Raw genomic sequence first — 12,272 nt, forward strand, 5'->3', positions numbered from 1 at the left:
ACTTATATGAGAGGTTTAGGTAGGGTTTCGTCTGCTATCACAAGGGCCGGCTCTATTTGGAAATTGCATAGCGTTTTTTGTCACACAGGTGGACTTCCGCCAATGCTTAGAGGATCAGCTCGCCCAGGCTGATGCGTTCCTTCGCGCCTGTTTTCGCCAGTAACCGCACCTCGATAAACACAACAAGCGAACGGACATATCTGCCACCATCCAAACGTGGCGTTGTCAATTCTTCGTGGAAGCGCATAACTAATGCAGTACTTGATCAATTTGGATTACTGCCATAGGTACTAATAAAAGTGACTCCCTGATATAGGGTCGTGCTATTTATCAAGGGTGCACCTTCTCCTCGGCATGACTGACACATCACACGAAAAGCCATCCACATAAATATGTAAGCACAACCAACAACAGCCCAACATACATACTGCAATACAACTTAGATTATTTAGCGATACATTAAACATAAGCCGTTATATGCAGATAAAAAATGGCTTAACATACCAACAAAACCCCACCCACGATTTTTGCTATTGACTTTTTATAATCACGCAGCACCAGTCCCCCTCAGCATCTTTATCCAATCTGAAATCCCAACTGTGCACTGTACAGATTTCAAAAAAATACAAAAAAAAATCAAAAAAAATTTTTTCATACCAACAACAGCACATATCGAATCAATAGAAAGAATTTTAAACCTTAAAAATCAATAACTTATATAAATTAAAGCACATCCACAACTCTGTTACATATTAAATACCAGCACATCACCTCCCAATACTTCCATATTACAAATATCCACCATTACATAATCACCTCAAAACTATCGACTACACTTAAATAGTATTAACCAACACACAAAACAGCAATAAACTTGGGGAAACCAACATGACTACCAATAACAAGATCACTGCCGAGCCCAACTGGGATGCTAATGACATGGTGATTAAAGTGATAAAGCCCGGCAGCCTAGCCTTCGAGAACCTGACCCAAGAACCCGCAACGCGGGGCACCCATTTCCGCACAGCTTCCCTGATCTACGATTCTCTGGCCCTGCGTTACAACAAGGTGGAGCCCGGCGATTTGTTATTGGTGGCGCTGCCAAACAAGCCGAGTGCCAGCAACTTACGCAAAATCTTCATGGGGCGCGGGATGAAGGTAGACGACTACCTGTTATTTCGTTCGATATACGATGAGCGCGGCCAACGCATCCCCCAAAACAAGCGTCCTCTGGTTTTGCAGCGCATCACCGACAAAATGATGGAGACGGTACAGCCTTGCCCGGCCATCGCTGCCCAGATAGCCGAAGAAGCTGAAGAACGAGGGGCCTCGTACAACTTCGCGCAAGATGAAAAACCAGTAAATCCGGGGCCTGCAGAGGAGATTTCTGCAGAAAATCAAGACCTGGTTAATACTTGATGAGGTAAGGGTTGATTACGGGTGACCGCCCCGACTGAGAGGGCGGCACTCAAGTTTAATGACGGATTGTCCGGCAATTTTTCCTCTTCACTTCGGTACTAGAGACGGAGCCCCTTGGTTTTCAAGGGTGCGACCAGGAAGCCAAAATGACAAAAAAACCTTCCAGAACCATCGGGGAACGGATGACTGCTGACGAACGCTTGGCGTTCATCCGCCGCATCGCCAGAGCCCACAACTTATCCCACCAAGACCTCACAAAATACACCGGGTATCTGCTTGATACCGTGTCTGGCTGGTTTACCACATGCGACTCCCTTCGCCACCGACATGTCTCTGCCAGGGCTATCGATCGCCTGGTGTTGGAACTGAAACTGGGCCAAGTCAAAGGCAGCAAGGCGGGGGGGCACTAGCATGTACCATTACTACCAACGCTCTGAACATGACGCTTGGTTCCTCCTGTCCAGCCACCCCGGCGAAGACCCGGTGGTGTTGGCCAAGGCGCAAGGAGCAAAGAAGCTGACTATCCTCGCGCTAAACCAGAAGGTCAGCGATGGAAGCGAGTCGGAGATCCCGCGCAACCACGACAAGATCGGCTACCGCGGCCCGCTGTATTTCGGCATCGATTGCAAGGACGACCTCGGCCAGGCGATCAGTAGCAGTCAGGAACTGGTTGGCAAACTGGTGCGCATGGGCGTGCCAAAAGGCTGCATCGAGATCTACCTGTCCGGCAGCAAGAGCCTGCACATCCTGGTCAACGAATTGCTGTTCACGAGCAGCCGATACACCCTGCGGTTGCCGGAAATCTACAAGGAAATGGCTCGCGACCTGTTCGTCATCGGCCTTGACTACTCGGTGTACAGCAGCGGTCGGGGCAACAGCTTCCGCATCGTCAACCTCCAACGACATGACGGTAACTACCGGGTCCCGGTGACCCCGGACGAACTGGCCGAGCTGACCGTCGACCGCTACCGCGAGTGGGTCCAGGCGCCTCGGCAGGTGAAGGTTGATGCCCAACAGCCGCGGTTGGTGCACGAGCTGCGTGCCCTGTTCGAGGAAGCCAAGAAGCGCGTCAACTCCAAGCCGAAGCTGGTGATCATCGCGTCATCAGCGGACCTGGAAGCGATCCGCGAACCGGTGCCGACCTGCATCCAGATGCTGTGCGACAGCGACTCGCTGAAGGCCGACACCTCGTACAACCAGGCGGCGACCCAGTTGGCCACCTACATCGTGCGCGCCAGGGTGTCGCAGACCGTGGCCGAAAGCCTGGCGTCACGCCTGGCCAGCAGTGCTAAGTCGAGCACGTACAACACGCCTAAGCTACGCCGCGACCACATCGAAGCGCAGATCCGCTACGTCGAGCACACGCCGACCTTCAGCTTTGGTTGCAACGCGATCCGCTCCCTGCTGAGCAAGCGACCCTGCGAATGTTGTGCGATAGAGGGCGGGGCCAACAAGGACGGCAACCCCGATGCCGACCTGAGCGCGGTGGCCGAGGCAGACGGCTATTACATCCGCGCTGGCGACAGCAAGCGGCGCATCAGCAACTTCACCCTGCAGCCGCTCGACGTGTTCATTAACGTGCCGCAGGACGGCACTAGCCCCCGCCGCGTCGGCACGCGGATGAACGTGATGAAGAACGGGGTGGCGGTGGGCAAGATCATTTTCAGGGAGTCGGCGTTTGCCGGTCGTGCCGCTTTTCTTCGGGAACTTGAGGGCATCACGGACCTGGTGTTTCAGGGTACGGACCTCGATATTCAGAAAATCAAGATCGTGGTGTTTCGGGAGGACCAAGACGTGGGGGAAATCTTCCAAGTTTACACCACCGGGGTCCACCTTGACTTCGTCGACGACAGTCCCGTCTTCACTTACGTCGAACCTGACATGTCCGTGAACTCGGTTAAGGTACGCAACACCCACCAGTTCCTCGGCAAGCTGCTGGCCCGTCCGTATTTTGCGCACACCAGCATATGTGAGAAGGAGGATCGGGACGTGGATCAGGCATTGTTTCACCTCCTCAAGATCAACCAGAAATACGAAGTTGGCCTGCTAATCGGCTGGTGTGTCGCGGCGCACTTCAAGACCCACTTTATGCACCAGTTCAGCCAGTTCCCGATTCTCTGCCTGTGGGGCAGCGCTGGTTCCGGCAAGTCGAAAACCGCTGGTGTGATCACCTGTCTTAATGGCACGGACTACATACAGAAAGATTCCGGGGTGAGCGCCCCGTCAACCTCGCACTACGGGATGCTTGAATACCTATCCAACACCACGACGGTTCCTCGCATCATTGAAGAGTTCAACAAAAGCAAGATGACCAATAAGTCTTACAAGGACGTGAGCGAACGCATCAAGCAGGCATGGAACGGCGAGTCAACCCTAAAAGGTCGGTTGGGAGGATACGTCTTGGGCCGTACCAATGCAGAAGCCATCGCCATCCCGCTATCGGCGCCGGTGATTGTCATTTCAGAGCAAGAGATTGAGATGCCGGCATTACAGGAACGGTCCATCCGCGTGCACCTGACCAAGATGAAACGTAAGTACTGCCGGGAACACTTCCGGCGGGCTACCGAGGGCTGCGAACACCTGCGCAGACTAGGCAAAGCGATCATGGCCACCAGCTTGACCACGTCACCGGAGGACATCAAGCGCCTGATGGAAAAAGCCTCGCAGCTACTTCCGGAAGACATGGACGACCGACCGCGCTACTCGCAGCAAGTGGTCTTGGTGGGTCTGTGGATGCTCTTGGATATTTGTGGGCAACTGCATCTGTTCAATGCGATGTTTGTGTTGGATACAGTAATCAAGGCACTAATTGAGCGATATGCCGAGGACGGCGACGGCTATGTACAAAGCGAGATCGACCTGGTGATGCAGAAGATCGCAGTCATCGTGGCTATCTCGCGCAGCGCCGATGAGGCGGCCTCTGGCACGGCGTATTTGTTCGACGGCCAACACTACGCCATAACTTCCGAGTACCTGGTTCTCGACCCGGTCCTTTCTCATGCCTGCTACACCCGCTATTGCAGCGTCGACGAACGCACCGCGCCAGTGATCCAGAGCGGCGCGCAGTTCCTCAAGCTGATCAACGAAGAACCCTATTTCGTCAAGTACGCGCCACACGCCGGCATGGGTGGGGGGCGTCCGATGTTGTTCCTGTCGCTGCAGGAAATGCAGGCGAAGAACATCGATATCAGCCTACTCGGCTGGGGAGGTACGCATGCAAACGCCAGCGTCATCTGAACACTTCCAGCGCACCGGCATTGATCGTTATCCCGTGTTAACCCCGTTCGTGCCGCAGGGCAAGAAACCTTTCAAGTCCAAAGTGCGAATGCCAAGCCTCTGCGTGCATAACCAGTGGTACAAACTGCCCTTTGAACCGGACATAGGGAAATCAGTACCGGCGGTGGGAGCCGCCCCGCATTATATCTGCATGAGCAACCTTAAGCTGCGTCGTGTCACCAGCAAAAACTGGAACGACGCCAGCAGTGAGGGCGGCGAATACGCCCATCTCAACTTGATGCAGGGGATCTTTGCTCTTGACCACGAACTGGCCATGGCCGGGAAGTCGATAACAGGTGCGGTATGAATACGGTCTTCCTACTAATGGCTCAGTACAACGGCCAGGCAATCATCCCACTTGAGCGCGTCTGCGCTGACTACTTCAGCCATCTGACACCGGAGAAAATGAAGCTCAAGGTCGCCGCAGGCCAAATAGACTTAACACTGGTGCCAATGGAGAGGAGCCAGAAGTCCGCGCGAGGCGTCCATCTGTCTGACCTGGCTGATTACCTCGACGCTCAGCGCACCAAGGCCAAGGCCGAGCACGAAAAACTGATGGGCCGAGGTATACATCGAGCATCTTAATGCGGAATGGCCCCAATCACGGGGCCAGTTACAACTCTCTCCAACCACGGCCAATCCTTGTACGGGTCGTCACTCCCCCGCAAGTGGGTATAGCGTCGCATCGAGTTCCAATCTCGGTGTCCTGACACGCTGGCCACTTTCGGAATATCCCACCCCATTTCAAACAGCCGACTCACACCATCGTGGCGCAGATCGTGAAAATGTAGGTCTGCAATTTCGAGGAAATGACAAGCCCGGGTAAATGATGCCGATATAGATCTGGCATTGTATGGAAACACCTCGTCGGCAACCTTCGGCATGGACTTCAGTATCCTCCAGGCTTCGTCTGGAACATGGCACCAAACGTCGTTGCCATATTTCTGCCCGGGGTTCTTCATGTCGGTGATCAGCACCGACTGGCGAGTCTCGTCCATGGCGTCCCAGCGAATGCGGGTGATCTCTTCCTGTCGGCGCGTGGAGAACAGTGCGAAAGCAGTCACCCTAACCATGTCGATCTCTTGCTTACGACGTGCGCGCATATCGACAAAGTAGGTCAGGATACTGTCGAGCTCTTCCAGAGTGGGTCTGCGGCCTCGCTCCTTACTCTTGGACACGGCGCCCATTTTGCGTAACACGCGGCGTGCATCCGGCATGGCCATGGGATCGATATCAAATCCCCAGGCGGGTCGGGCAATCGATAGCACCGCGCCAAAGTGCGCTAGGTCGTTGCCAACAGTCTGTGGCTGGATGCCGTCTTTCTGCATCCTGTCGTTGGCGTACTCGACCAGCTTCTGGCTGGTGATTTCCTTGTCTTCAAGCTTACCTAGCCAAGTTTCGCCAATCGCCTTGAGGGTGGCGCGTTTGGTTTTGCCCAGTGGTCGAATTTTTTCGTACTCTTCAAGGTAGCGGTCGATCATTTGCTTGACCGTCACGCCCTTACGGTTCGCTTTGGCGATCGCCCCCGGCTCGGCCATTTCTGTCTCGCGGCGCTTGATCCAGGTTTGCGCTGTCGCCTTGCGATCGAACGTCTGGCTTTCCTGATAAACTGTGACGCCCTTTTGCATGATGCGGATCTGTGCGGTGTACGCTGCAGAGCCATTCTTGCGCTTGCGAACGGTGATCGATCCCATGATTTTGCTACACGACAGGTTTGAGTTGCTACATTGTAGCAACGACCTTGCTAAAACAAGCAAAAACAGTGGCAAACAGTAGTGAATGAGAAGTAGCTAAATGCAGATGAAACCCGCAGAAAACCTAGCCCCTCCAGCATACTCAGTATCTAGGAGGTTTTCTGTTGCGCCCATGATGGATTGGACAGACCGCCACTGCCGTTTCTTCCTGCGCCTACTCTCCAAGCACGCCCTCCTCTACACCGAAATGGTCACCACCGGCGCGCTCCTTAACGGCGATCACGACCGCTTCCTCCGTCACAACGAAGCCGAACACCCGCTAGCCCTGCAGCTCGGCGGCAGTGTCCCGCTAGACCTAGCCGCCTGCGCACGCATGGCCCAGGAACACGGCTACGACGAGGTAAACCTAAATGTCGGCTGCCCGAGTGATCGGGTGCAGAACAATATGATCGGCGCGTGCCTGATGGGGCATCCGCAGTTGGTGGCTGATTGTGTGAAGGCGATGCGTGATGCGGTGTCGATTCCGGTGACGGTGAAGCATCGGATCGGGATTAATGGGCGGGACAGTTACGAGCAGTTGTGTGATTTCGTCGGCACGGTTCGGGATGCCGGGTGCACGAGTTTTACGGTGCATGCGCGGATTGCGATTCTGGAGGGGTTGTCGCCGAAGGAGAACCGCGACATTCCGCCTCTGCGCTATGACGTGGCGGCGCGGTTGAAGACGGATTTTCCGGAGCTGGAGATTATTCTCAACGGCGGGATCAAGACGCTGGAGGCTTGTCACGAGCATTTGCAGACGTTCGACGGCGTGATGCTGGGCCGTGAGGCGTATCACAATCCCTATGTGATGGCTGAGGTGGATCAGCAGCTGTTCGGCAGCAAGGCACCGGTGATCAGCCGGGCCGAGGCGCTGGCGCAGTTGCGGCCTTATATCGCCGAGCATCTGCTGGCGGGTGGATCGATGCATCACATTACTCGGCATGTGCTGGGGCTGGGCACCGGGTTTCCGGGGGCGCGGAAGTTTCGGCAGTTGTTGTCGGTGGATATTCACAAAGCTAAAGAGCCTTTGGCGTTGCTGGATCAGGCCGCGGAGTTATTAGAGGGGCGCTGATTCCCCTACCGCTCATTCGTAATGACGAAACGGAGTATTCATCTATGGCAATGACCACGCTGACCTCTAAAGGACGGATCACCCTTCCAGCCGAGCTACGCGCCTCACTGGGGCTTCGCGCCGGTGATCGCGTTCAGTTTGTTTCGTTAGAAAATGGCAGCTTTGAAATCGTGGCCGCCACTTGTTCGGCCCGAGCGCTCAAAGGATTAATCCGTAAACCGTCCAAATCGGTAAGCATCAAGGACATGGCCCAAGCCTGCCCAGCACGCTAGCCGTCACCTGCGTTGAACCTGTCCCCCATTTCAGCATCGTATCTACCGATACCGCGCCCCGCCTTTCAAACATCCGTTTTCAGGATGTTGCCGCTGGGGCCATCGATACACGTACGCGCCCTTGAGTGGCTGCAAGCGCTCGGGTAATGTCATTGGACCCATAGGACAGAGCACGCTCATGACTTCCAAGCTGGAACAACTCAAACAAATGACCACCGTGGTTGCCGACACCGGCGACTTCGAAGCAATCGCTCGCGTTAAACCCGTGGACGCTACCACCAACCCTTCCCTGCTGCTCAAAGCGGCGGCCATTCCCGCTTATGCCGAGTTGCTGAACGCTTGCGTTCACGACTGCAAGGGCGATGTAGGCCTGGCCAGCGACCGTTTTGGCGTTGCGGTAGGGCAAGAAATTCTGAAGGTTGTACCGGGCCGTATTTCCACTGAAGTGGATGCGCGCCTGTCGTTCGACACTGACGCCGTATTGAAGCGTGCGCACCGTCTGATCGACCTGTACGACAAGGCTGGCGTTGGCCGTGACCGTGTGCTGATCAAGATCGCTTCGACCTGGGAAGGCATTCGCGCTGCCGAGAAGCTGGAAAAGGAAGGCATTCAGACCAACCTGACCTTGCTGTTCTCGTTCGCTCAGGCGGCGGCTTGTGCTGACGCTGGGGTTTTCCTGATTTCGCCGTTCGTGGGTCGTATCTATGACTGGTACAAGAAGGCCACCGGCAACGACTACACCGGCGCGGATGATCCGGGCGTGCAGTCGGTGACGCGTATCTACAACTACTACAAGGCCAATGACTACAAGACTGTGGTGATGGGCGCGAGCTTCCGTAACCTGAATCAGATCGAGCAACTGGCTGGGTGTGATCGTCTGACCATCAGCCCGGATCTGTTGGAGAAGCTGGCGGTGGACACTGGCAAGCTGGAGCGCAAATTGGCGCCGGGGCATGCTGGTGAAGCGCGTCTGGGCCTGAATGAAGCGCAGTTCCGTTGGTTGTCCAACGAGGATGCGATGGCGACCGAGAAGCTGGCTGAGGGGATTCGTCAGTTTGCTCGGGATCAGGAGAAGCTTGAGGCGTTGTTGCAGGCCAAGCTGTGATCTAGCTCGCAGCAATGCAAAAAGGGCGAACCTTGGTGGGTTCGCCCTTTTTTTGCGTTGAATTTGGGTATTGGATGGCTGCGCGCGGAGGGATGTGGCGTTTGTGATGACGCCATCGCGGGCAAGCCCGGCTCCCACAGGGGTTCTGTGGTGGGTCGCGATAGTGTTTACGACTGAGGCTTATGTGGGAGCTGGCTTGCCTGCGATGGGGCCCATAAGACCCACATCACTTCTGGAAATCAGTGCCGCTCCAGCGCATTTACCAGGTCATGGAACGCCTCACGATTGGAGTCGTTCAGGCCCATGAGAATTTTGTGCGCTTCGAGGACTTTGACGCGTACCACTTCTTCGGACTGGTCCTGGTCTGGCAGGTCGGTCAGGCATTCTGGGCATGGGATCGGGCGGTCAACGATGTTGAACACTTGCTCGAAGCCCATGGACTGCAGCAGACGGGTGATGTCTTCGTGGGTGGTGACGACGGTCGGCAGCAGGCCGACCTTTTGCCGCGACAGGATCGACAGTTTGGCCAGCAGGCCCAGGGTGGTGCTGTCGATGCTGCGGGTTTCGGTCAGGTCGATCACGATGGCGTTGAAATTCAACGCGGTGAAGATCCGCTCAATAGTCGCATCCAACGCCGAACACAGGGTCAGGCGAACTTCACCGACGAACTTCAGGACGAAGGTGCCGTCCTGCTCGGCGAACTGGATTCTACCGGTACTCATTAAAGATTCCTGCTCAACACCAACAGGGCGATATCATCCGGCATCTCCCCTAGCGTGGCCAATCCAAAAACCTGGCGCAGACCATCCAGGCTGCCGCCCGCTGCCTTCACCCGTTGAGGTAAAGCAGCTTCTTTATCTTTGAGTGTGGGTTCTGGCAAAAGGTCCAAAATGCCATCAGACATCAGCGTCAAGCTGAACACTGGCGGCAATTCCAGTACGTGGTCTTCGTAAGTGGCTTCATTGAAGAGGCCCACCGGCAGACCGCGCCCTTCCAGGTAACGAACACTGTCTGGCGTGTACAACACAGGCAACGGCAGATGACCGCCGATGCTATAGGTCAACAAACCGGTCTCCTCGTCGATGACTCCACCGACCATTGTGACGTGTTTACCCAGCTTACAACTGATCAGGCCCCGGTTGATATGACCAAGAACCTCTGAAGGCTTGAACTCCGGCAATGTGCCGTTGCGCTTGGACTCGAACAGCAAGCGCGTGGTCATGAATTTCAGCAGCACGGTAACGAAGGCTGAAGAGGCGCCATGACCGGAAACGTCCGCCAGGTAAAACGCTACCCGACGCTCGTCGACCCGAAAGTAATCAACGAAATCGCCCGAAAGGTACAGTGACGGAATGATCTGGTGCGCAAACTGGAACTCATCGATGCTCCAGGGGCTGACCGGCAGCATGTTCATCTGCACCTGGCGACCGGCGTTCTGGTCTTCCTGGAGCAGGTTCAGGCTGGCCTCGAGCTCGCGGTTGGCCTTTTCCAGCTTCTCGCGGTAGCGCTGGTTTTCCAGCAGCAGGCGCGCACGATCCAGGGCCCGGCGCACGGAGTGCTCAAGCACGGCCAGATCTTCGAGAGGCTTGATCAGGTAGTCCGCCGCGCCAAGGCGCAGGGCCTCAACCGCGTCGTTCATCACGCCGGCGCCCGACACCACGATTACCGGTGTTTGCGGCGACAGCTCGGTGACCTGGCGAATGAGTTCGAGTCCGCCCATCTGCGGCATGCGCAGATCGCAGATGACCAAATCGGGCTTGTCTTGCTCGAATACCTGAAGACCCTGCTGGCCATTGCTGGCCTGCAGGACACTGAAACCACTGTCTTCCAAGTAGGCCGCGAGGCTCGCGCGCACTACTTCGTCATCATCGATTATCAGCAGCGTGGCACTGGTTTTTGGCATGTGGGCAAACGGCGCCAGAATTAGGTTGGCGTAGCAGGCTGGGCATTTGGCCCTGCTCACACTACTGGATTCGCTTTCTAGCCTCTCTGACTGCACTGTTTTCGAGCGTTTGCCCTACTCACAAGTCCACCAAAGGTGCCCTTCTAAGGCGCAGACGGTACTCCCATCCGCGAGGCGTTTCAAGCTCACGCCGATGGTCGCTTGACGTCTTTACTTGTCAAATCACCGAGAGTTATAAGAACAGGCAAAACCGTAACCCAAAGGAAGGATCGAGCCCATGAGCCAAACTGATCGGGACTACAGCGAAAAGCGCGATTTCATCCGCATGCGGGTCGATGCCGATGTGGCGCTGATTCATGAGGGCGACGAGGTGCAAGCCGTCTGCATCGACCTTTCCAGCAGCGGCATGCAGGTTGAGGCGCCCCGCTTATTCAAGGTCGGTGACCAGCTTAGCGTGCGGATCGATTCCGATCATGCGGCGCTAAAAGGCCTTGAGGCCGATACCGAAGTGGTGTGGGTGAAAGCACAGGACGGTGGCAGTCAGAAACTCGGGCTTACAATCCTGAAGATGAAATAACCCCGATTAACCCTTAAGCCAAACGAAAGAAGGCGACCAAATGGCCGCCTTCTTCGTTTTACCGGTCGAGATTAAAAATCGTCTTCGACCTGGCCGTCCTTGACCTTGAATTCGCGATTTTGCAGGTACGCATTGCGAATAAAGGTGTATTTGTCGCCGCTGACCAGTTTCTCGGCCGACAGCAGGTTGGCGCGGGTGTCGACGATGTTCAGGCCGAAGATCGAATTACGCACCGGCACGTCGTGGATGTAGCGGTATGGACCGGTATAGCCGTCGACATACTTGGAAGGCGCATCACGCAAGGTACTTGGACCCAGCAGCGGCAGCATCAAGTATGGGCCGCTGCCCACGCCCCAGTAACCGAGGGTCTGGCCGAAGTCTTCATCATTGCGATGCAGGCCCATCTGGGTGCCCACGTCGAAGAAGCCCAGCAGGCCGAAGGTGGTGTTGAAGATCAAACGCGCGGTGTCGACGCCTGCCGCGGCGGGTTTGACCTGCAACACGTCGTTGGCGAGGTTGGTCACGTCGCCGACGTTGCGGAACATGTTGTGGATGCCATCTTCCAGAAACTGCGGCGTGACGAATTGATAGCCCTGAGCCAATGGCTTCAGTGCGTAGGTGTCGACAAAATCGTTGAACTTGTAGATCGGGCGGTTAATGCTTTCCCAAGGATCTTCTTCCGTGGCAGCCTGAGCCGCAAACGGAACCAGCAATACACTGGCACACATACAAAGCTGAGCGAGTCGATTGCTCCAGCGCATAGAGAAACTCCTTGGATTCATACTGGCGCGAGGGGCTTGGCCCAGGCGCAAAGGCCGCTAGTATATGACGGAAAACCCGGTTTAGGCAGCATCGCGCGCCATAGCCTGCGGCTGACTCTTCTGGCTGTGAGCGATTCACATCAGTGTCACTCAA

12 protein-coding genes are annotated in these 12,272 nt (G+C 55.7%); 8 read left to right on the plus strand and 4 right to left on the minus strand.

Features of this window, described 5'->3' with window-relative positions; genetic code table 11:
• Positions 1-888 precede the first annotated feature (888 nt).
• The 4 genes from TU81_RS11915 (at position 889) to TU81_RS11935 (ending at position 5,280) form a co-directional block, all read left to right on the plus strand.
• Positions 889-1,419, plus strand: a complete 531-nt coding sequence (locus TU81_RS11915; RefSeq protein ID WP_048395238.1) for a hypothetical protein — start codon at positions 889-891, stop codon at positions 1,417-1,419.
• A 411-nt stretch (positions 1,420-1,830) separates the two neighbouring features.
• On the plus strand, positions 1,831-4,656 hold the full coding sequence (locus TU81_RS11925) for a hypothetical protein (RefSeq protein WP_048395241.1): 2,826 nt from the start codon (positions 1,831-1,833) through the stop codon (positions 4,654-4,656).
• On the plus strand, positions 4,634-5,002 hold the full coding sequence (locus TU81_RS11930) for a hypothetical protein (RefSeq protein ID WP_048395243.1): 369 nt from the start codon (positions 4,634-4,636) through the stop codon (positions 5,000-5,002). The genes TU81_RS11925 and TU81_RS11930 overlap by 23 nt, the downstream gene beginning before the upstream one ends.
• On the plus strand, positions 4,999-5,280 hold the full coding sequence (locus TU81_RS11935) for a pyocin activator PrtN family protein (protein ID WP_048395244.1): 282 nt from the start codon (positions 4,999-5,001) through the stop codon (positions 5,278-5,280). Before TU81_RS11930 ends, TU81_RS11935 begins: the two co-directional genes overlap by 4 nt.
• Here TU81_RS11935 and TU81_RS11940 read toward each other — a convergent pair.
• Positions 5,277-6,389 carry a tyrosine-type recombinase/integrase gene (locus tag TU81_RS11940; RefSeq protein ID WP_048395246.1) on the minus strand — a complete coding sequence of 371 codons (1,113 nt, stop codon included), beginning with the start codon at positions 6,387-6,389 and terminating at the stop codon, positions 5,277-5,279. The genes TU81_RS11935 and TU81_RS11940 overlap by 4 nt on opposite strands.
• A gap of 106 nt (positions 6,390-6,495) precedes the next feature.
• Between TU81_RS11940 and dusA the strand changes: the two genes are divergently transcribed.
• The 3 genes from dusA (at position 6,496) to tal (ending at position 8,877) form a co-directional block, all read left to right on the plus strand.
• Positions 6,496-7,500, plus strand: coding sequence for a tRNA dihydrouridine(20/20a) synthase DusA (gene dusA, locus TU81_RS11945; RefSeq protein WP_088500331.1), 1,005 nt, complete (start codon positions 6,496-6,498; stop codon positions 7,498-7,500).
• Positions 7,501-7,544: 44 nt separating this feature from the next.
• The gene (locus TU81_RS29545; RefSeq protein ID WP_082157839.1) at positions 7,545-7,772 is read left to right on the plus strand and encodes an AbrB/MazE/SpoVT family DNA-binding domain-containing protein; all 228 of its coding nucleotides are present in this window, start codon (positions 7,545-7,547) and stop codon (positions 7,770-7,772) included.
• A gap of 178 nt (positions 7,773-7,950) precedes the next feature.
• A complete protein-coding gene (gene tal, locus TU81_RS11950; RefSeq protein WP_048395248.1) occupies positions 7,951-8,877 on the plus strand; it encodes a transaldolase in 927 nt (308 codons plus the stop codon).
• A gap of 239 nt (positions 8,878-9,116) precedes the next feature.
• On the opposite strand, the gene rssC is transcribed toward tal, so the two are convergent.
• Together rssC and rssB are read right to left on the minus strand one after the other, a co-directional pair.
• Positions 9,117-9,599, minus strand: a complete 483-nt coding sequence (rssC, locus tag TU81_RS11955; protein WP_007897104.1) for an anti-sigma factor antagonist RssC — start codon at positions 9,597-9,599, stop codon at positions 9,117-9,119.
• Positions 9,599-10,780, minus strand: coding sequence for a two-component system response regulator RssB (rssB, locus tag TU81_RS11960; protein ID WP_038979995.1), 1,182 nt, complete (start codon positions 10,778-10,780; stop codon positions 9,599-9,601). The genes rssC and rssB overlap by 1 nt, the downstream gene beginning before the upstream one ends.
• A 277-nt stretch (positions 10,781-11,057) precedes the next feature.
• Between rssB and TU81_RS11965 the strand changes: the two genes are divergently transcribed.
• Positions 11,058-11,357: a PilZ domain-containing protein gene (locus TU81_RS11965; RefSeq protein ID WP_048395250.1), complete on the plus strand. Its 300-nt coding sequence runs from the start codon at positions 11,058-11,060 to the stop codon at positions 11,355-11,357.
• A 71-nt stretch (positions 11,358-11,428) separates the two neighbouring features.
• On the opposite strand, the gene TU81_RS11970 is transcribed toward TU81_RS11965, so the two are convergent.
• The gene (locus tag TU81_RS11970; protein WP_048395251.1) at positions 11,429-12,118 is read right to left on the minus strand and encodes an MlaA family lipoprotein; all 690 of its coding nucleotides are present in this window, start codon (positions 12,116-12,118) and stop codon (positions 11,429-11,431) included.
• Positions 12,119-12,272 lie beyond the last annotated feature (154 nt).

The sequence above is a fragment of the Pseudomonas lini genome (assembly GCF_001042905.1).
Lineage (GTDB): Bacteria > Pseudomonadota > Gammaproteobacteria > Pseudomonadales > Pseudomonadaceae > Aquipseudomonas > Aquipseudomonas lini.